Source organism: Streptomyces sp. G7(2002) (assembly GCF_028870195.1).
Taxonomy (GTDB): Bacteria; Actinomycetota; Actinomycetes; order Streptomycetales; family Streptomycetaceae; genus Streptomyces; species Streptomyces nigrescens.
In genome coordinates this window covers 7,771,245-7,790,894 of the sequence record NZ_CP102609.1, presented here as the reverse complement: position 1 = coordinate 7,790,894, position 19,650 = coordinate 7,771,245, and the positions used below count along the sequence as shown (strand labels likewise).

At 66.4% G+C, this 19,650-nt stretch carries 20 protein-coding genes and 2 pseudogenes; 11 read left to right on the top strand and 11 right to left on the bottom strand.

Annotated elements, in window-relative coordinates:
- Positions 1 to 75: 75 nt before the first annotated feature.
- The 3 genes and pseudogenes from NUT86_RS33385 (at position 76) to NUT86_RS33375 (ending at position 3,339) form a co-directional block, all read left to right on the top strand.
- Positions 76 to 966, top strand: a complete 891-nt coding sequence (locus NUT86_RS33385; RefSeq protein ID WP_274740709.1) for a hypothetical protein — start codon at positions 76 to 78, stop codon at positions 964 to 966.
- Positions 963 to 2,218: pseudogene (locus tag NUT86_RS33380) on the top strand (DNA cytosine methyltransferase). The gene NUT86_RS33385 and the pseudogene NUT86_RS33380 overlap by 4 nt, the downstream one beginning before the upstream one ends.
- Entirely contained in the window at positions 2,218 to 3,339 is a 1,122-nt protein-coding gene (locus NUT86_RS33375; RefSeq protein WP_274739058.1) for a DnaB-like helicase N-terminal domain-containing protein, read from the top strand. Before NUT86_RS33380 ends, NUT86_RS33375 begins: the two are co-directional and overlap by 1 nt.
- 389 nt (positions 3,340 to 3,728) lie before the next feature.
- On the opposite strand, the gene NUT86_RS33370 is transcribed toward NUT86_RS33375, so the two are convergent.
- Positions 3,729 to 5,582 (bottom strand): pentapeptide repeat-containing protein, encoded by a 1,854-nt coding sequence (locus NUT86_RS33370; protein ID WP_446750799.1) that lies wholly within the window; start codon positions 5,580 to 5,582, stop codon positions 3,729 to 3,731.
- Between the two features lie 112 nt (positions 5,583 to 5,694).
- Positions 5,695 to 6,186, bottom strand: a pseudogene (locus NUT86_RS33365) (transposase); the annotation flags it as partial.
- A 906-nt stretch (positions 6,187 to 7,092) separates the two neighbouring features.
- On the opposite strand from NUT86_RS33365, the gene NUT86_RS33360 reads away from it, so the two are divergent.
- The 3 genes from NUT86_RS33360 to NUT86_RS33350 all read left to right on the top strand — a co-directional run bounded on the left by NUT86_RS33360 (position 7,093) and on the right by NUT86_RS33350 (position 10,005).
- Entirely contained in the window at positions 7,093 to 7,350 is a 258-nt protein-coding gene (locus tag NUT86_RS33360) for a hypothetical protein (RefSeq protein WP_274739057.1), read from the top strand.
- 329 nt (positions 7,351 to 7,679) lie between these two features.
- On the top strand, positions 7,680 to 8,519 hold the full coding sequence (locus NUT86_RS33355) for a helix-turn-helix domain-containing protein (RefSeq protein WP_274739055.1): 840 nt from the start codon (positions 7,680 to 7,682) through the stop codon (positions 8,517 to 8,519).
- A gap of 667 nt (positions 8,520 to 9,186) precedes the next feature.
- Complete coding sequence (locus NUT86_RS33350) at positions 9,187 to 10,005, top strand: SAM-dependent methyltransferase (protein ID WP_274739053.1); 819 nt, start codon at positions 9,187 to 9,189, stop codon at positions 10,003 to 10,005.
- Between the two features lie 48 nt (positions 10,006 to 10,053).
- Here the strand turns inward: NUT86_RS33350 and NUT86_RS33345 are convergent, their stop codons facing one another.
- From NUT86_RS33345 to NUT86_RS33325, 5 genes are all read right to left on the bottom strand, one after another.
- Complete coding sequence (locus NUT86_RS33345; RefSeq protein WP_274739051.1) at positions 10,054 to 10,968, bottom strand: helix-turn-helix domain-containing protein; 915 nt, start codon at positions 10,966 to 10,968, stop codon at positions 10,054 to 10,056.
- Between the two features lie 103 nt (positions 10,969 to 11,071).
- Entirely contained in the window at positions 11,072 to 11,305 is a 234-nt protein-coding gene (locus NUT86_RS33340) for a DUF397 domain-containing protein (RefSeq protein ID WP_274739049.1), read from the bottom strand.
- Between the two features lie 962 nt (positions 11,306 to 12,267).
- Complete coding sequence (locus NUT86_RS33335) at positions 12,268 to 12,666, bottom strand: hypothetical protein (protein WP_274739047.1); 399 nt, start codon at positions 12,664 to 12,666, stop codon at positions 12,268 to 12,270.
- Positions 12,663 to 13,319, bottom strand: coding sequence for a hypothetical protein (locus tag NUT86_RS33330; protein WP_274739045.1), 657 nt, complete (start codon positions 13,317 to 13,319; stop codon positions 12,663 to 12,665). Before NUT86_RS33330 ends, NUT86_RS33335 begins: the two co-directional genes overlap by 4 nt.
- Positions 13,310 to 13,846 (bottom strand): RNA polymerase sigma factor, encoded by a 537-nt coding sequence (locus NUT86_RS33325; protein WP_274739043.1) that lies wholly within the window; start codon positions 13,844 to 13,846, stop codon positions 13,310 to 13,312. Before NUT86_RS33325 ends, NUT86_RS33330 begins: the two co-directional genes overlap by 10 nt.
- A gap of 304 nt (positions 13,847 to 14,150) precedes the next feature.
- Between NUT86_RS33325 and NUT86_RS33320 the strand changes: the two genes are divergently transcribed.
- The 5 genes from NUT86_RS33320 (at position 14,151) to amaP (ending at position 16,714) form a co-directional block, all read left to right on the top strand.
- Positions 14,151 to 14,630 (top strand): Asp23/Gls24 family envelope stress response protein, encoded by a 480-nt coding sequence (locus NUT86_RS33320; RefSeq protein WP_274739041.1) that lies wholly within the window; start codon positions 14,151 to 14,153, stop codon positions 14,628 to 14,630.
- A gap of 75 nt (positions 14,631 to 14,705) precedes the next feature.
- Positions 14,706 to 14,963 (top strand): hypothetical protein, encoded by a 258-nt coding sequence (locus NUT86_RS33315; RefSeq protein ID WP_274739039.1) that lies wholly within the window; start codon positions 14,706 to 14,708, stop codon positions 14,961 to 14,963.
- A 215-nt stretch (positions 14,964 to 15,178) separates the two neighbouring features.
- A complete protein-coding gene (locus tag NUT86_RS33310) occupies positions 15,179 to 15,376 on the top strand; it encodes a hypothetical protein (protein WP_274739037.1) in 198 nt (65 codons plus the stop codon).
- Between the two features lie 135 nt (positions 15,377 to 15,511).
- A complete protein-coding gene (locus NUT86_RS33305; RefSeq protein ID WP_274739036.1) occupies positions 15,512 to 16,075 on the top strand; it encodes a DUF6286 domain-containing protein in 564 nt (187 codons plus the stop codon).
- Between the two features lie 45 nt (positions 16,076 to 16,120).
- Positions 16,121 to 16,714, top strand: coding sequence for an alkaline shock response membrane anchor protein AmaP (amaP, locus tag NUT86_RS33300; protein ID WP_274739034.1), 594 nt, complete (start codon positions 16,121 to 16,123; stop codon positions 16,712 to 16,714).
- A 63-nt stretch (positions 16,715 to 16,777) separates the two neighbouring features.
- Here amaP and NUT86_RS33295 read toward each other — a convergent pair whose 3' ends face one another.
- The 4 genes from NUT86_RS33295 to NUT86_RS33280 all read right to left on the bottom strand — a co-directional run bounded on the left by NUT86_RS33295 (position 16,778) and on the right by NUT86_RS33280 (position 19,169).
- Positions 16,778 to 16,906 carry an LPFR motif small protein gene (locus NUT86_RS33295; RefSeq protein ID WP_274739032.1) on the bottom strand — a complete coding sequence of 43 codons (129 nt, stop codon included), beginning with the start codon at positions 16,904 to 16,906 and terminating at the stop codon, positions 16,778 to 16,780.
- Positions 16,907 to 16,971: 65 nt separating this feature from the next.
- Positions 16,972 to 17,355: a hypothetical protein gene (locus NUT86_RS33290; protein WP_274739030.1), complete on the bottom strand. Its 384-nt coding sequence runs from the start codon at positions 17,353 to 17,355 to the stop codon at positions 16,972 to 16,974.
- A 170-nt stretch (positions 17,356 to 17,525) separates the two neighbouring features.
- Entirely contained in the window at positions 17,526 to 18,488 is a 963-nt protein-coding gene (locus NUT86_RS33285; protein WP_274739028.1) for an SRPBCC family protein, read from the bottom strand.
- Positions 18,489 to 18,491: 3 nt separating this feature from the next.
- The gene (locus NUT86_RS33280; RefSeq protein ID WP_274739026.1) at positions 18,492 to 19,169 is read right to left on the bottom strand and encodes a hypothetical protein; all 678 of its coding nucleotides are present in this window, start codon (positions 19,167 to 19,169) and stop codon (positions 18,492 to 18,494) included.
- Positions 19,170 to 19,650 lie beyond the last annotated feature (481 nt).

Below are 19,650 nucleotides of genomic sequence, written 5' to 3'. Positions count from 1 at the left end.
GCATTGACGGCGCGTTCCCCATTCCCCACCCCAGGACAGACCATTTCAGATCAGCCCCGATTCCGCGCCCTTTCCCTGGGCGCGGGAGTTCAGTCCAGCACCCTCCTCGCCCTTTCCGCCGAGGGGACCCTCCCGAAGGTCGATTACGCGATTTTCGCCGACACCGGATGGGAACCCGAAGCCATCTACGCCCATCTAGACCGCCTGGAACGGGAGATAGCCAAGCCCGCCGGAATACCCCTTCTACGTGTGTCGTCCGGGAACATTCGCAGCGACGCCCTGAACCCGGACCACCGATTCGCCTCCATGCCCCTCCACATCCTGAACAAGGACGGGCGTCCAGGAATGACCCGCAGGCAGTGCACGGGCGAATACAAGATCAAGCCGATCAAGAAGCAGGTCCGCGAACTCCTCGGCTACCCCTACCCCGCCCGCATCCCGCGCGAGGTGTTCGTCGAGCAGTGGGTCGGGATCTCCACCGACGAGTTCCAACGGGCCAAGGACGCCGACGTGAAGTACATGCGCAACCGGCACCCGCTCATCGACCTCGGCTGGAGCAGGGCCGACTGCGTGCGCTACCTGTCGTCGCTCAACCTCGCGGACACCCCGAAGTCGTCGTGCCTCGGGTGCCCGTTCCACGGCAACGCGCAGTGGCGCCACATCCGCGACACCTCGCCTGCCGAGTGGGTGGACGTGGTGGCCTTCGACGCCGCCATCCGTCAGGGAAACGCCCGCGCCAACGCCAGCGGCAACCGCCTGCTGGGCGAGGCATTCCTGCACCGCTCCCGCGTCCCTCTCGGCGAAGCACCGATCGATCACGTCACCTCCGCCGAGCGGGCCGCCCTGCGCATCGGGGCTGACGATGCCGACGAGCTGGAGAACGGCGTCGTGGACGGCTGCTCGCCCTGGGCCTGTCGCGGTGATGCCGAAGCCGCGGTGCAGGACGACTTCGGGCTGGCCGCTTGATCCTCGACCTCTTCGCGGGGCCGGGCGGCTGGAGCAGGGCACTGAGCGTCCTCGGCGCCCAGGATCTTGGCCTGGAATGGGACGAGTGGGCCTGCAAAACGCGTACTGCCGCTGGACAATTGACGATCCGGACCGACGTGGCGACGTATCCGACGTGGCCCTTCATCGGCCGAACGCACGGGTTGATCGCGTCCCCGCCGTGCCAGGCATGGTCGATGACCGGCAAACGCCTCGGGCTGATCGACCAGCCCTTGGTCCACCAGGCGGTCTCAGGCCTCGCCGCTGGTCGCGACACCCGCGAAGCGCTCCTCGGCGCCTGCCGGGATGTGCGTTCCTTGTTGGCCGCCGAGCCCATGCGCTACCTCCACGACCTGAATTTGGTCGGAGAGCCGGAGTGGGTCGCCATGGAGGAAGTGCCGGACGTCCTCCCCCTGTGGAAGCAGTACGCGGTGATCCTGCGCAGCTGGGGGTTCTCCGTGTGGACGGGCATCCTCAACGCCGCGGACTACGGGGTGCCCCAGACAAGGAGGCGGGCGATCCTGCTCGCCTCCCGCGTCCGCACCGCCCAGGCGCCCCCGCCAACCCACGCCAAAATCGAAGAGCCCGAGGGGCTGTTCGGGCCGGGCGCACCCGTTGGGTCAGCATGGCGCAGGCTCTGGGCTGGGGAGCGACCGACCGGCCTGTGCCCACCGTCTGTGCCGGCGGCGGGCCCGGCGGCGGCGCCGAGCCCTTCCCCTCCGGCTCGCGGAAGGCGTTGTCCACCGCCCGAGACCGCGGCACCTGGACACCCCACTCGGAAACCCCCCTCCAGCGCTCCAACCGGGCAGGAACCGAGCCTGCCGCCCGGCACAGCGCCCAGGACGAACAGGCAGCGGGCCGTCCCGTGCCGGAGCCTGACTGGTCGTGGTCCTTGCGGAGCAACAACCAGGCCCACGCCACCATCCGGCCCTTGTCCGAGCCCGCGGGAACGCTGTTCTTCGGGCATCGCTCGAACGAATGCACCTGGGTCGCCGAGCCCGCTGCCTCGCCTGCCGGGGACGCGGAGTCGCTACCCGTCCCGGTGCCCATCCGGATCACCGCCCAGGAGGCGGGAGTTCTGCAGACCTTCCCGGCCGACTACCCCTGGGCCGGCAACAAGGGCCAAGTCTTCAGCCAGATCGGCAACGCCGTACCGCCCCGCCTCGCCGCCCACCTCCTCGCCCCACACCTCGGCAAGACCCTCAACCCCGACGATTTCACCCTGGCCGCCTGATGCCCCGCACCCCCGACACCCATGCGGACGACCTCGACACCATCCCGCCGGCGCAACCGGTGTTCCACGTCGAGCAGGCCCTCCTCGGCGCTCTCCTCCTCGAACCGCAACGTCTCAGCGACGTCACCGGGATCGTCTCCGAGGCGTTCTCCACCGCCGTGCACGCCGCGCTGTTCGCCGCGATCCGCTCCCTGCCGGCCCCCGACCCGCTCCAGCACACGAAGAACACAAAGTGGCTCGACGAGGTGCTCGCCGCCGCCCACAAACAAGTGCGCGGGCTGTCCGCCTCCTATCTGCACACCCTGATTCAGGTGTGCCCGTGGCCCCGGCACGCCCCCGCGTACGCGCGGATGATCGAGGCAGAGCACTCACGGCGCCGACTGTGCGCCGCCGCCCAGCGGCTCACGCAAACCGCGCGCGACACCTCGCTCCCCCAGCGCGTGGCCACCACCCTCGCCGAAGCCGACGCCCTCGCCACCGTGGCGGACGACATCGCCGCCCGCTTCCCGCCGCACTCCGGCTCCCTGCCCCACACCCCCGCACCCTCGCCCGCCACACCCCACGACGAGGAGGCAGCCGACGAGGAACGGCTACTGCTCGCGACCGCGACCGCGCATCCAAGCAACGTCGAACAGATGCGGTGGCTGACCCCCGACGACTTCACGCACCCCCTGCACGCCGAGCTGTGGCAGTGCCTGATCACCCTGACGCGGCGCGGCACCCCCGTCGACCCCGTGACGGTCCTGTGGGAGGCACAGCACCGTGGCCTCCTCAGCGCCGGGGCCGAGCCGCGAGAGCTGCTCGACCTCCTCGCCAGACCCGTCGGCTCCCCGGAATCCTGGGGCGAACGGATCCTCCAGCGCTCCGTCCTCCAGATCGCCCACCACATCGGCCGGCGCATCGAGGCGTTCACCCAGGACCCGGCCACCACGCCGTACCAGCTCGTCGTCGGCAGCCGCCGCGCGCTCGCCGACCTGTGCGCCGTACGTACCCGGTGGCAGCACGCCACCTCACCCGCCCCGCAGAACAGGCCCGCACGCACCAGGGCCACGGCGGCGCCCCGGGCCGGTCCGCCACGGACCACGGCCCCACCTCCACCAACCGCACGCATCTCCCGCTAACCCAAGTCGATTGGTGGCCGGGCCTCTTGGCCCGGCCACCGGCAGTAAGAGCGCCCTAGTGACAACCCCCTCGATCGACGCTCGCGTCCGCCTCGAGACTGCCAACGCACCGCCGTCGGGACACCTCATTCCTCCGGCTTAGCGCGGCCCACGCCAGCGGTCACGACCCAACGTGACCCGCACCGTTAAAGATGTCTAGAAGGGCTGTCCCAACAGCGTGTTGGGTGTCAACGTGCCTGCTGTTCGGACCGCACGGAGTTCAGTGGGCGAGGCTGTGACCTCGGCACTGAAATCTGCCGTGCGGCGGTCTGCGGCCAAGCGGGTACACCGATTGCTTCAGTGTGGGGTGGCGGCGGCTTTCTGCTGCCCATTCCCTCGGGTGCGGCGGGTCAGCGCTTGACGCGGTTGCGGACGGCCAGGACCGCGAGGCCCAGCAGAACGGGCTCGGTTACGCGGGAGGCCATCTCGATGTAGGTGCCGACCGTGGTCAGGTCATTGCTGGAAGAGCGGAACACCACCGAGTTGAGCGTGACGTTCAGGGCCTTCTCGAAGCGCTTGCCAGTGAACCTGTCTTTGGTTGGGCTTTGGGGATCCGCCTTGTCGATCTCGAAGGTGACCTTGCCTCCGCCGGGCGGCACAGTGCCGGTCGCCTCCTGCTTCGGGGCGTCCTTGGGGAGTCCGAAGCCCATCAGCAGCACGATTGTGACGACCATAGCGGCAACGAGCCAGCCCAGGGCCCGGGAGGCGCGCAGGCCATAGCCGGACAGAAGCCAGTAGCCGTGCAGCAGTCTGCGCTCGGCAGGAGTGGTGCCAGTGCGGTCATGACGGCGCATCTCCATCTCGCCGTAGTAGAAATCCGCCGCCCCCGGCTCGTTCTTGCCGTCCTCGAACGCCTTGCGCAGCGCCCGGTACACAGGCGCCAGCTGCGTCGGCCCGACGTGTCCGGAGCCAGACAACGCCACGGTCCAGCCCCCAGCTGCTGTCGGCTGGCTCGCACGCCAGTGACGTTCCTCAGCGATTATGCGGCGCTGGGTGAACCTCACAGGGGGCCACCTGCGCCAGCGCATGCCGGACGGTGCCGTGCCGAAGGAGCAGGCGCCCTCCATCCGCAGCTGGTCCAGATGCACGGTCCCGGTGAACAGGCTCCCCGAAAGGTCGACGTCGGCCAGGACTAGGTGTGCCGCGTCCACTCCCTGCAGCGAGGCGATCCGCACCCTGGCGTCCCTGGCAAGGATATGTTCCGCAACCGGCAGCCCGTCAGGGAGCACGAATGGCTCGGCCTCCGCGGCAATGGTGAGGGGGTATTCGAAGACCGCGTGGGCAAAGTCCACCGTGGCGTAGCGCAGACGCATCTCTGCCGTTGACGACCAGCGGGTCCGCCGGCACTCCAGGCGGCGCGCGGCAAACGAGAGGGTTACAGGGCTGCCGAACACGGCCCCGGACAGCACCACCCGTTCAGCGCACACCAACGGCCCGAGGCTGGCCAACCGCTCGAAAACCGCCCGGTCGAACCCGGCGTCGCCGTGGAAGGTCGCCGAGCCGAACCTGGCGTCGCTTCGGAAGGTTGTCGAGTCGAATCCGGCGTCGCTTCGGAAGGTCGTCGAGCCGAACTCGGCGTTGCCATGGAAGATCGCCGACTCGAACCCTGCGCCGCCGTGGAAGGTCACCCGGCCGAACTCGGCGTCATTTTGGAAGGTGGCCCGGTCGAACCCGGCGGCTTGGAAGGTCGCCGACTCGAACGTGGCGCCGCCTTCGAAGGCCGCCGACTCGAACGTGGCGCCGTCCTGGAAGGTCGCCGAATAGAACACGGCGCGGTGTTGGAAGGTCGCCGAAGCGAAGCTGGTGACGCCCTGAAAGGCCGCCCGGTCGAATACGGCGGCTTGGAAGGCCGCCGACTCGAACCTGGCGCCGCCTTCGAAAGTCGCCGAGCCGAACAGGGCGAGGCCGAGGCGGGGGTGTCCGGTGGCGGGGTCGCGGAGCACGTCGAGGAGGGCGCTGACGAGAGGTCCGGTGAACGGGGTGCCGCGGTGGTCGATGTCGCTGCCGGGGACCAGGCCAGCCAGGTAGGCGTCGCGGTCAGCGTCGGTTAGGTGGGCGAGGCATGCGGTGTGGCCGGTTACGTGGATGCCGCGGCAGCCGACTGGGTCCTCTGGGGTAGTGCCGTGGCCGCAGTGCGGCCAGTCAGGCAGATTTGGGGACGGTGCGGAGCTCGGGTGCGTCATGCTCGAAGGACGGTTGAGCACGGGCGGATAGTTGCCTTAACTGCGCGTCTCGGAGGAGTCACCGAAGCCTTAGGTGCGGTGCTGAAGAACGCACTGAAACGAAACGTGCGCTTCTGAAATGTTGCGTGCGGTCCGACACCTGCACGGCTGGCGGGTCGGTGGTGAACTCCCGTTTGTCGCGCATGAGTGCCCACAGGACACTGGCACGTCGGCGCGCGAGCGCTATGGCGGCTTGGATGTCCTTGCCGCCCTGGCCGGGATTCTTGAGGTAGAAGTCCCTGTTCGGTCCTTCACGGATGATGCTGGTCTGCGCAGACAGGTAAAACACCTGCGCAGTCGGCGACTGTAACGCTTGGGACGGCGCAGGTTGCCGGTACGACGCCCTGAATCCCTCGGCACGGGCACCAACCCGGCCGCGGAGGACAGCGTCCGCGTAGGCCGACAGGTCACCTGCGGCTACGACGAGCTCGGCACCGAGTATCGGGCGCATACCGGGCAACGACTCGATGATTTCTGCTTGTGGGTGAGTGCGGAATGTCTCCCGGATCTGCCGGTCGACGCGCTTGAGCCGGCCGTCTAGGGCTAGGACCCGGACGGCCAGATCGGCGACGATCTGGACGGCGACATCGCATCGTCCCCGTCACCGCCCCTCCGGAACCAGCAACGACTTCCCGTACGCCTCACCCTTCGGCGTCAGCACCTGTCGTCGGCTCAGCTGAGACTGGGACAGGCAAATCCTGCGGAGGGCCTCCTCGGACAAGCTGCCCCCGTCGGCCTGGGTTGCGCACACTCGCCGACGCCCCCGCCAACACCGCACACCAGCGCATCGCTGGAAGTCGCCGCACCCTGGCGTCCGCACCACCCTGCGCACCCGCAAGTGATGTCGGCGCACCGACTCGAGAGGGTCAACGTATGGTCAGATTTTCGATATCGCGGGCGAGTTGCACCTGATGCCTTGCAGAGCTCGATCTCGGTAGCGCGAGACGGATTTGCAGTGAAGATCACCCCGCTCTCTTCTCGGGACGTAACGAGCCAGGCGGCGACTTCGCTAGCGCTTGGCCACTCCGCTCCCTGGGCGCAGCTCGCAATAGATATTTGCGTGAGTAATTTGCTTGAATTCCCATGTGCACGTGCGGCCAGAAATGAACTCACGCCCCTCCTTCCACACCCGGAGCGCCTGGAGGGCTGCTCCCAGGCGAGGGCCCTGAGCTGCACGTTCGGTCAGAATGATCATTTCATGACTAGCTTCAGTCGGATTCGGTCAATGAATTCTCGTCAGCCTGTACATCCTGACCCAGTTCAGCTGCAACACTGCTCAACTAGCTCCAGGCCACTCCCGTTGCATGGGGCCATCGGCTTGCATGAAGGGAAATGCAAGAGGGGCAAAATCGAGTCTGCGAATGACGGGGCGGAATCTTAGATATGGTGATGTCACCGCACGCAGCTGAGCGATGGCCGACTGTGTGCGGTGGCCTCGGGCTTGCCTCCCGAGGCCACCTGACAGGCCATCGACAAACCGAAAGGTAAGGCCATGACCGTCGGAAAGGAGGGCCGGGGTGCCGACAACGAGCCGCCCCCGACCTCCAGCAATGAATCTATCCCGTCTCCGACGGGCGACGAAACCCGCCTTCCGGCCTGGATGAGCCGAATCCCTACGGGGAGCGCGTCCCTGCTGGCCGTGCTCGTGGGGCTCGTGCTCATCCATGCCCTGCTTACGGACGTGTTGCCGATCCTGATCCTGCGCGATCGGCCGGGCAGCAGTGGCGAGGGTGGTCAGGGCGCAATCTGAGGCGTTCAGCCTGATGGGTGCCGGCTTCCTATGTGCACGCTGAGCCGTCACCGAGTTCCGGAGCGGGCACCGCTATATGGCGGTGCCCGCGCGACGCCGTTGCCTCATGCCCGTGCGGCGAGGACGCACGGCTGGGCGAAGGGATCAATCTGATGGCTGAGCCGTCACTTCAGGCGCGCCGTTGCGCCTTCTGCGGAGAGAAAATCACGCACCGGGGCACCCGTGGCCCCCGTCGTGACTACTGCGACTCGGTGTGCCGGCGCCGGGCTCAGCAGAAGCGGGACCACGACCGGCAAGCCGTCCGGCAGAAAGGCGAGTCCTTCCGAGCGGTGGCCATCGACCTGGCCCTCCAGGCGGACGAGGCACTTACCCTTGATGCCGATGTCCCGTCGCTTGCCCGGGTGCTGGAACTGGCCTCCGGGATTCACCAGGATGCGGTGTGCCTTGCCGCTCTTGCGGTCGACAGTGCGCGCGACGACGGTGCGAGCTGGTCGCTGGTAGCCGAGGCGGCCAACGTCAGCGCGGCTTCGGCGCGAGCGCGGTGGGGCAAGACCAAGGTGACCAAACTCTTACACACTCGCATGACCCCACGGCCTCGAAGAGAGAGAGACCACGCAGCTGGGGCGGACGTTGAGCGGCACTTGCCGGTCGTCGCATCGACTCGGGACTCCGCTGAGGCCCTTGCGCGAGCCCTTCGAGCGCTGCAACAGCACTCGGCCCTGAGCGAAGAAGACATCGCCCGGCACACCGAGCTGCCGCCAGCGATCGTGAGCCAGGCACTGCAGGGCGACATCCTGCCATCGTGGCCGGTGATCTACATGCTGGTCCACGTGCTGGGAGGGCACCCGCCGGACCTGCGGCTGCTGTGGGAGCGAGCCCGCGGTGTGCCGGTGACCCGCGATCCTGCAACAGCACGTCGCCGTCTTGCTGCGGCCCTGCGCGGTGCCCGACTTGCGTGCGCCGACCCAGACCGGATGGGGCTGCCGGCGGAGTGCGACGTTGCAACTGAGGAACTGGACGCCTTCTTCGCCGGATCGACCGTTCCGAACTGGGTGATCCTGAGCGCACTGGTGGTGCGCCTCGGAGGTGATCCGACTGACTTCAGGCTGCTGTGGGCAGCCTGCCAGGACGATGCGCGCCCGCACCGGGAGGAGGCGGATACAGCATGACCCCCTCATCCCGTGAGCGTCCCGTGTACGCCGGGGGCAAGGAGACCTTGCCTGCCCGCTTCCCTCTGGAGTACAGGGCGTTTCGCCAGCTGCACCGCGACGTCTATCTACAATATGCCTGCGTGCGAACTGAGCGCGAATCAGCTGCAGTTCGTTGTGTCGAGGATGTGTTCCAAACATTGTCGGCAGAGTGGACCGCCGCCCTACGCAGTGAGACACCCGCGGCCCGGGCCTGGCACCTGCTGAGGCAGGAGGCAACAGCCCGTTCCGAATGTCGACCAGGCCACTCCTGGAGCGTCCACTGCCTACTGGAAGGACAACAGGCAGACGCCTTCCTCCTGCGCCACCGGCTGGGACTGCCCGTGGCGCGAACCGCCACCTTCATGGGTGTTGCCGACTACACCGTGCGGGCCTGGCTGCGGACTGCCGAGCGATCGCTGCTCGGGGTGCCCCGGTGCGTTCCGCTCGCCGGGGTGGGGTGGTGAGCCGGCGGCGGGAGGGCGGTTCGCAGCGGGCTCCGGAGCCGCGGGTAAAACCCTCACTCCCGGATGTAATAACTCACTCTGGCTGAAGCCCGATTGAGCGATTGGCCCATGCGCTCCTGAGCTCTACGATGAACCCTTCTACTGGGACATCTGGCCTACGCCCAAGGCCGAAGGAGCTACGCATGGCCCAATGGGAGAAACCCCAAGCTCGGCCTCTCGACATGGAGACCCCCAGCGTCGCCCGCATGTACGACTACCTGTTAGGGGGCTCGGAGAACTTTCAACCGGACCGCGAGGCATGTACACGGCTGCTCCAAATCGCCCCCAGCACCCAGAAGCTCGCTCGCAACAACCGGGCCTTCCTTCAGCGCATCGTGCGTATTCTTGTACGGGACTTCGGCGTCACCCAATTCCTCGACCACGGTTCCGGCCTCCCCACCCAGGACAACGTCCACGAAATCGCCCAACGGATTAAACCGGAAGCGAAAGTCGCCTACATCGACAACGATCCGATGGTCCTCGCGCACGGACGAACCACCCTCCGAAAAAACAGCAATGTCATGGTCATTGACCAGGACATGAGGAACACAAAGGAGATCCTGGAATCGACAAAGGAGTTCTTCAACTGGGAAAAGCCGATCGCCGCGCTCTTCGTCTCGGTCCTGCACTGCCTGCCCGACACCGACGACGACCGGGATCCCGCCGCCCTCGTCAAAAGGGTCGCAGCCGCACTACCATCCAAGAGCTACATGGTCATCTGCCAGCTCGTCAGTGACAGTCCGGACGTACGGGATGGCGCCACAGCGCTGATGGCCGAGGTTACCCAGCAGAACTGGGGAAGAGTCCGCGAAACCCACGAAGTTCGCCGGTACTTCGACGGATTGGAAATCCTGCCGCCGGACCTGGTGGAAGTCGTCGACTGGAGACCAGACACACCTCCTCCACCGCAGCATTTGCGCGCCACGGACTGGATCGAATGGGGAGGAGTTGGCCGCACATAGCGAGCTCATCGCAACGGGGCCCGCTACGGGGAGCCGACTGAAATGGTGTCAGCCGCCGTACTCCTCTATGGCCTTCCTCAGCTTATCCATACTGGGCTCCAGTTCGTCAGCATGCTGCCGGAGCGTCGTCAGGGCCCTTCGATAGTTATCAAGTGCCTTCTTCTGGGTAACGTAGACGGCGCCGCTGATCATTTCGACATAAGCGACTTCTGAGGACTCGCCGGCCCCGTTAGGGAAAGTTACATGGGTGATGGGATGCGGCGGCGTGGCACAGTCTTTGCCGATCAACCGAACGCAAACTTTGTCGGCCTCAGCTGCTTTCAGCAGGTGCTGCATTTGCTCCCGCATGACTTCGTTGCTACCGCGGCGCCTGTACAGCACGGTTTCATCCAGGAACAGATCAAGGCGGCGCAGGCTTTGGTCCATGATGAACTGGCGCCGCATCCTCAATGCAACAATCCGGTCCACTACGCGGTCTGTCGGCGTGACAGGCATGAACAGCTTGACCATGGCCCGCGCGTAGGCAGGAGTCTGTAGCAGCCCAGGAACCACCTGGTTCTCGAAGATCTGAATTTTCTCGGCCCGTCCCTCGAATTGAATGAGCCTACGAAGGTAATCGGGCGTGACATCCGCGAACTGCTCATACCATTCCTGGTTGAGTGCGTGTGCGAGCAGTTGATCGATAACTGCGAGTTCTTCGCGGGTGAGGCCGTAATGGGAGGCGAGATCCATGATGTCTCGCTGCTTGGGGGGGCTCTCTCCCCGCTCCAGACGGCTGACTTTCGATGTCGAGCCGCGGATTACCAGCGCTGCCTCTTTCAGGGTCAGGTTCCGCCGCTGACGGTGCCTGCGAAGCTCTTCGCCGAGCATGATTCCGGCAGCATGATTGCATTCCGGATTTCGCATGTTGACAACGGCAGTGTCGGCCGCGGGATGCGGATCCCATCCAGGGGCGACGGACATATGCACTCCGAGAGGCTGAAGGCAGAGGACTCCCCCAGTCTGGCGTGCATATGCCCGTCACATCAAGCAGTGGCCCCAGGTTCACGCTCCGGGACCGCAGGTTTCAGGCCATCAGATGATCAAACTCGGCATCCTTGGCTCCCTTGACGAAGACCTCCATCTCCATCGAAGTGAAGACCAAGGCCGGCCCCTCAGGGAACCGGGAATTACGCATTGCAATCCCGCCTCCTGGAAGACGTGAGACTTCAACGCAGTTTCCGTCTCCGATACTCGCGCTCCCTTTCTGCCAGGTCACGCCCTTGATCTCATACGCAGGGATTCCGTTCGCGATCTGCATGGTCAGTGCCACCATCCCTCTCTTACTCGCGACTCCTCGCCGTCACCGCACCACCTTCATTCCCATATGGGATTGCACCGTGACGTTCATGCAAATGCTAGTGCCACCAAGGTCGCATCGACATGCCTCGAAAGAGTGCAAGTTGAGTATGAAAATACGTTCGCATGGCGGTCCACTTTGAGATACCGGAACCGAGTGGAAGAGGTTCCACCCCGCCTTGCAAGTACCGGACGCGGCCGCACAACAGCCGGAAATGATGAGGGGGTTCCGCACGGTGACCGCAATGACAAAAAATTCTGCGACTATATTCGCCGCCCCAATCAGCTGATGGCGATCAGACGGCGATGCAACAAGACGGCTCACCTCCGCTTCTGCGCCCGACCAGGCGCCAAGTCTCCCGCCCAGCTCGTGCCCCGCCACACCAGACACACCCGTCTCGGGAGGTGTGGTACTTCATTGAGGGCCACCTTGATTGGGACTCCGGGCATCGGTGGCGGTGAACAGGGCTACGTCCGGGCTACGAGTGACAGCCTGATTTCGGAGCTGCCGTGCACCGGGCGCAAGGCGTCACCGCGCCGCCCTATGCCAGTGAAGCGGCGATCACAGCGGCAAGATCCCTCACGGGCTGGGGCACCGCAGACCTGCGGGCAGAGCGCTGAAGCGGCTGCGCCCTTCCTCTCCACGCTGAAACGGGCCGAGCGCCATCTCGCCACACGTGTGAGCAGCCGAGGAGCGGAGCGGGTCAGTCGACGGGCAGCGGTTCACCAAGGTAACCAGCCTGCGGGGCGGGCAAGGCGCGGGCGACGTCGCCCAGCGCCATCAAGCCCACGAGATGGTGACGAGAACGCGGCCGCCTGCCGCGTCACAGATGATCACGCGGCAGCATCTCGTTCCAGGTGCGGGAGAACACCCGGCGATCGTCCTCAAAACCGTCCAGGGTGGCGTCAACGAAGAACTCCGACTCACTGCACCGCAGCGACGTGCTGGAGCGGTGCTCCATCTCCGGTGATGCGGGTCACGGTAACGACGATGGTGACGCTTGCCGGTCTGCCGCGAGCGTTCAACTGTGAGATGACGGCTGCTCGGACGCTTTCGCGGACGTCGCGTGCGGTGTCGAGGGCGCGGCGGTGGTCGTTGAGTGCGCAGCGGACTTCGAGGTGCCAGGCGTTGGTTTCGGGTGTGTAGCTGGCGTGGATGCCGGCTTCGGGGGACGGTGTGAGCGAGCCGAAGGTCCGCCGGATGTAGGTGGCGGCGTCGGCCAGGGAGTGGCGCAGGCTGGGTTGTAGTTCCTCTACGCCGGGGACTGCCAGCGCGGCCCGGGCCGCTGTCTGCTCGACGCTGGCCGTGTCGACGGTGATCATGGCCCGGTTCCCTTCCGTGGGATGGGCTCGGCGGAGGTCAAGGGCTCCAGTTCGGACACGATCCTCAGGTCGATGCTGCTGACGGCGAGGCCGATCTCCTGCGCCGAGGCGTCGGCGACGGCCTGGCGCACCTGGGCGGCTCGGCTGGGCAGGGGGTGGTCGAGGGTGGCGGCGAGGGTCATGGTGATCGTCACGGTGGTGCCGGCATCGTCAGGGGTCAGGCGGCAGCTGGCGGCGCATACTCCGGGGATGCGGTCGGCGGCGCGGCGCAGGATCTTGGCCACGGTGGTTTCCGCGATCCGCAGGTCTTGAGCGGGATCGTCCAGAGGCAGCATCCGGCCGAGCCGTGCCTCCGCGCGTACGGCGCGCACGACCCGATCGGCGACCGTGCGAGCGCTGGGCCGCTCCGCCCGCAGGGTGCGGGTGGTGGCGTCCAGGGCTGCCAGTCCCTCGGTTGCCTGCTGGCAGTACGTGCAGTCGGCCGTGTGAGTGTCGGGCTGATCGCTTCCGGCGCGGGCCTGCTCCCAGACGTGGCTGACCAGGCGTCCGCAGGGCAGCCGTTCGTCGCCGATGAGCCGTGCCGGGTCGGTGGCCCGGTGCGACGGGGGCACGTTCTCGGGTGGGGAGGTGGCACGGGGATCTTCTAGCGCCATGAGGCCATCTCCTTCATCAGCGTGCGCCGTGCGCGAAAGAGCCTTCCGCGTACGGTCTGTTCGCTCTCCCCCACCACGTGCGCGATCTCTTCGTACGACAGTCCGTGCAGCTCCCGCAGGATCCAGCAGGCGCGCTGTCCGGGCCGCAGGTGTGCGAGTGCGTGGGCCAACGCGGCGGTGGCTGCCGTGCTTTCGGCAGCACGGGCCGGTTCGCCGCCGGCGTCATGCGCTGTGGGCTCAGCAACGGTGTCGAGGGAGACGGAAGGGGCGTGCGCGCGGCGGACGTTGAGGCATCGGTTGGTGACGATGCGGTACATCCACGTGCGGAACGCCGCGTCCCCCCGGAACTGGGTAAGGCGCCGCCATGCGCTGATGAAGCCGTCCTGCACAGCCTCCTCGGCATCCGGCACGTTGCCGAGCATGTGAAATGCCAGGGCCAGCAGCCGACCGCTGTGGCGGTGCACGAGCACAGCGAAGGCGTCGTCATCGCCCTCAGCGGCGCGGGCGACCAGGATCCGGTCCTCCACGTCCCCGAGGTCCGGCTCGCCGGGACGCTCCACCCCGCTGGACGGAGGCGGCTCCGCACGCCGGGGTGACGAGAATCCCTCGTGCTCCACATCCACTGTTCGCTTCCTACGTGAGGCGCCTCGCGGACCGCGAGGCCCGCCGTCACCCACCCAGGCTCCCTGATGGCGCGAGCCCGGTCGGGTAGCCACCGACCAGCCTACGTGATCCAGATCATAAACAAGTGTGACGATTTCACCCCGTACGTGTCCAACCTTGTAACGGGCACCGACTCCAGCGCCCGCGCCACTCATCCAGGAGAACGCCATGACGAACGCGACATTCCACCCTGCCTCGGAAGGGCGCAGGCCCACCGACGAGACCACGGCGCAGCAAGGTCCGAAGCACGGGACCGTCTCGCCGGAGAGCCGTGGCCGGACCACGATCGCGGACACCGTCGCGGCGAAGATCGCCGGGATGGCAGCCCGCGAGGTACCGGGCATCCACAACCTCGGCTCCGGCATGGCCCGTGCCATCGGTGGCGTCCGTGAGCGGATGCCCGGCGGGCAGCCCAGCGTCACCCGCGGTGTCAGCGTCGAGGTGGGCGAGCGCCAGGCGGCGGTGGACCTGGATGTGGTCGTCGACTACGGCTACCCCATCACCGAGGTCGCCGCCGAGGTCCGCACCAACGTCATCGCAGCAATGGAGCGGATGACCGGCCTGGAGGTCGTCGAGGTGAACATCGCCGTCAACGACGTCGACATACCGGGGGACGAAGACGACGACAGCGAGCAGCGGGTGGAGTGACCTCCCCACCCTCTTCCCGGCCGCGCCGGCACGGCGCGCGGGAAGAAACGGCAACGTAAGACGGGTGAATGAACAATGAATGCAACCGCGGTGGGGCTCCTGACCGGTCTGACCCTGGGTTTCGCAGGCTACTTCGGCGGCTTCGGGGCCTTCCTCGTAGTCGCCGCCATGGGCCTGGTAGGCCTGATCATCGGCCACCTGGCGCGCAGTGACGTGCACGTCAGCGACTACGTCCGCACCCGCGAGGGCTACGGGCGCCAGGAGACCTTCGACCGCCCTCGCAGCAATTACGGACCCAGCCCCCGCACGGGGCACGCCAGGCGAGTCCGGTGACAACCCAGCTCCCGTCGGTTTCCCTCCGAGGCGGCCCGGGAGGCGAGGGCACGAGTACGCCTTCCCTTCCCGTGCCCGCCCGACGCGGCGCGACACTGATCCCCGAGACCGTGGTGGCACGCATCGCGATCCGGGCGGCACGCGAAGCCCTCATCCGACATACCGGCCGCCCACCCGCACGTCTCGGCCTGGGCCCTGCCCACTCCACAGTCGCCGTGCACGAAGGCTCGGCCCGCCTCAAGGTCTCCTTGGACCTGCCCTACCCCGTCGACATCGCCCGCACCTGCGGCGAAATCCGGCAGTACATCACCGACCGGGTCTCTCACCTGACCGGCCTGCGCATCGACGACCTCACCGTCTCCGTCCAGCGGCTCGTCTCCAGCGAAAGCCTGCTACGAGGCCGGGCCGAATGACCTGACGACCCGCGCCACGACAGGAACATCATGACTTCCCCCACTCCACACGCCCCGCCCGGCCATGACGGCGATCTGCCACAATCGCAGCCGGCCACCACACATGCCCGGCCTGCTGGAACGGCGAAGCAAAGCGTGCCGGCGAAAGACCGCTCCCGGCGTCCTTGGTCGGCGCGTCGGATCCCCGCCTGCCTGGCCGCCGCTCTGACCCTGCTGGCAGCGGGGGCGCTGCTCTTCGAAGCGATCTGGATACGCACCGGACACCGAGCCACCGCATGGTGGACAACCCTGACAGACGAACTCGCCACCCGCCCGCTCGGCAACATCTGGATCCTCACCGGCGCGGCCGTCACCGCGGCCCTGGGCCTGTGGCTCATCATCCTGGCCCTCACCCCGGGCCTGCGGCACCAACTGCCCTTGCGTGTGCCGACCAACAGCCACATACGGATGCATGCCGTACTCGCGCGCAAGGGCGCAGCGCTGCTGCTGCGCGACGCGGCCATGCGTGTCCCGGGGGTCAGCACGGCGCGAGTGCGGGTGCGACGCCGCCGCGTCACCGTCCGTGCCGGCGTGGGCTTTCGTGACACCGCCGACGTCAAGGACGACCTCACTGACACCCTCCGCCGCGAGGAACGCGATCAACTCGCTTTGACCCGCCCGCCTCGGCTGAGGGTCCGCGTGCGCCGGAGCACGAAGTAGCGGCCTCCGACCGGCAGTACGCAGCCTTCCTCCCTGGAGAGCATGATGAGGGAACACGCCAAGATCAACCGAACGCTTCTGGCCCTGCTCGGGCTCGTGCTGCTGGGTGGCGGCCTGTTGGTGCTCGCCGGCGGTGCCGATATCTACCGGCGCTTGAATCTCATGCCGCCAGCCAGCTGGCCCCTCGCTGCTTCGCACAACGTCCTGGTCCCAGCGGATCAGACCCGGTGGACGGACATGAGCTGGTGGTGGCCGGCCACCATCGCGGTGCTGGCCCTGCTCATGCTGCTCGCCGTGGCGTGGCTGCTGTCCCAGCATCGGCGCCGCCCCAGCCAACTGACCGTCGCAGACTCATCCGAGGAGACCGTAACGGTCAGCAACCACGCGCTGAACGACGCGCTCACCACCGACCTCACCATGCTGCCGGGCGTCCGGGGCTGCCACGCACTCTTCTACGGCAAACACACGCACCCACAGGCCCGCATCGGCCTCACCCTTGGCCCGGGCACCAGTCCGCAGCAGATCATGGAGGGCCTGCACGACGCCGTCGAACGGGCACGGCAATCCGCAGGCTGGGACAACCTCCCCACGCGTGTCGACCTGAGCGTCGCCCGCCACAGCCCGCACCGCGTCGAATGACATCACGTCCGTTCGCGGTCCGGGGACGCAGCTCAAGGACAGGGCAGCAGCGAACCAGGGGTGTCAGTGGTGACCGTGGGCGCTGTCGGAAGCTCCACCGAACAGCCGGGCGACGGCACGGAAGGGGAGCGTGACGACGGTGGCGATGGCCCCGCCGATAGACCTGAGTACGTCTGCGATGGCGCTGAGCATGACGCGGTCCTCCAAGGATCTCCTCGACCGCGGCGGGCGAGGTCGTGATGCGTCAGCCGGACAACTCAGTCCGACTCGGAGCGCGGTTCCTGCGGGTCGACACCCGAGGATGCCTCGGCATCCCTGCTGCCGCTGGGACGCTGCGAAGGGCCTCGCCGGCCTTCGTCGTGCATTCCCTTCTCCTTGGACCTGCCGCCCTGCTTCTCTCCCCGACGGGAGGAACTCTTGACGGTGTCGCCCGTGACGCCCTCCATCTCTTCCTGGGAAGTTTCCTTGCGGGGCCCGGACTCGGGGGCGTACTGGTCAGGATGGAACGACCGATGCGCGCTCGGATTGTCTTGTTGCCTGGTCTCGTCGATATCAGGAGACCATCCGTGCTCTTTGCTTCCCTTATGGCGGCTCGGCCCTTCACCGTGGGAAGGGTGGGGTGTTTTTTCATGCTTGGTCATGAGCGGACCCGCCTCTCGTGCACGCCGCACCGCGAATCAGCGAGCGTGGCGTCACTGCCAGGATAGTTCACGCCGCAGCATAGTGAAATCGCCGAGACTTTCAGGCGCATTTCACGCGCCATAAAGTTGCATCCGCATCTGCGCCGGCGTGCGGTTTCCTCCGGCGCATCCTATTCTTCTTCCTCGGCTTCCTCATCGTCTTCAGCGTCTTCGTCGTCCTCTTCGGGCTCGCCTTCCTCGGGCTCGTCCTCCAGGTCTTCGGAGTCTTCTTCATCTTCGGCTTCTTGGTCTTCTTCGCCTTCGGCGTCTTGATCTTCGTCGTCTTCAAGTCCTTCTTCGTGGGTTCGGACAACTTCGCCATCGCGGATCTCGCCGCGCCAGCCTTCGAGGTCCTCGTTGTCGGTAAGCGTGACGTACCGCTGGAAGTGCTTGAGGTCTAGACGCAGGCGCCGTCCCTGAGCGCGCCAGATGTTGCCCGTCTTCTCGAAGAAGCCGGAGGGGTAGTACTCGACCACAGCGACAATGCGTGTGAGTTCCGGGGTCAGTTCGTGGAAGCTGATGGCGCCGCGTGTAGTGCCCTTGCCCCCTTCGGAGTTCCACACGATCCGCTCATCGGGAACCTGCTCTTGTACAGTCGCTTTCCAACTGCGGTTGGAGAACGCCACTTTCAGTTTCCAGTCGCTCTCGATCTCGTCCGACTGCGTGACACTCTTGACGCCCTTGGTGAAGCTGCTGAACTCCTCAAGCTGGGTCCATCGGTCATACACGGTACGCAGGGGCATACCGATGTCGATCACCTCGACGATGTTGGTGACCTTTGTGTCCCCGGCCTTGCCGCCACCGCCGAAGAACCCTTTCACGGTGTCGACTGCTTTGTCCTTGAGGCCACCGGCTTTCTCGCTGAGGAAAGCCTTTACAGGTGACTCGCCTCCGCCGAGAACCCGCTTCCCGACGTTGAGCAGGGTGCTGTTCCCTTCCCCCACATCACCCAGTCCCTGTGCAAGGTCACTGATCTTTTCTCCGGCCTTGTCCACCAGCCTCTGGCCCTGCGCTTCGGCAAATCCGGCCAGCTGCTCCTTGAGCATGTCAAGGCCGGAAGCCTTGTCCGGACTGGTGTCGCCCTCCTTAGCCATGGCTTACCTCCTGCGACTGGCGCGGCGGGATGTCTTCTTGGCGGCTGTCTTCTTCGCTGCCGATTTACCGGACGCAGCTTTCTTCGCCGGAGCCTTCTTTCCTGAGGACTTCGTTGTGCGGGCCGGTTTCGCCGAAGGCTTCCTCGTGCGGCGCCGTGCGGGCTTATCCTCTTCGCCCTCGTCCGCGTTTTCTTCCTCGTCCTCAGCCGGCTCTTCTTCGCCCTCGTCCGCGTTTTCTTCCTCGTCCTCAGCTGGCTCTTCTTCGTCCTCGGCTGCGCCCTCTTCTTCGTCCTCGGCCGGCTCTTCGTCCTCGGCCGGCTCTTCGTCCTCGGCCGGCTCTTCGTCCTCGGCCGGCTCTTCCTCGTCTTCCGGGGATTCCTGAAGGGCGCTGGTGCGCTTCTGCAGGGCATCGGCAAGTGCCCCGAAGCTGCGGTCGGCTGTCGCAGACAGCGCGGTGCGACCGGACTTCAAGAGCTCACCACGAACCTGGTCGATGAGCTGTGCGGCCTGGGGAGTGGCGGCTAGCTTGCGCAGCCCTTGGCCGATCAATTCACGCGGGCTCAGCTGCTGACCGGCAACCATCGAGGCGACCCCGATGGCGAGCTTGCCCTTCTTGGTCCGGCCCAGTACATATCCAGCCGCAAGCGCGGCGGCCAGAGTGACTTTTGTATCGGTTTCCATGAATGGCCTCATGTCACGTTCGTGGGATCGCGCCGCTCAGGCGCCATGCGGCCCCCTGCGCGAGACTCCCCAGATGCCCCCGAAGTTCTCTTGGGATGCAGAAGGCCCTCTTCCACCTTCACCCCACATCCGCAGGCCCGCATCTCCCCAGGAATCATCCTCGGCGCCGAAGCGCACCTCGACGAACAGTTCGGTGTGCCGAGGTGCTCGTAGAACTCCTGGTGTTCACGAGGCTTTCAATTCACGATCGCCGATGACTTGCGCTCGATCAGGCACCCACATGGCCCGGTCCGATACGTGAAGAGTCCGTCCACTGTCGCTACGTGACGAGTCCGCCCGGACTCCGCTGCGGGGCTTGGGTGGAGGGGCGGCCGGACGTCAGGCCGGCACAGCTTCCTTTCTCCCCTGGTCGGCCGGGACGGATTTGCCGCTCCCGCCGTCTGCCCGGGCACGGATGCCGGGTTGACGGCTTCGGTGCCGG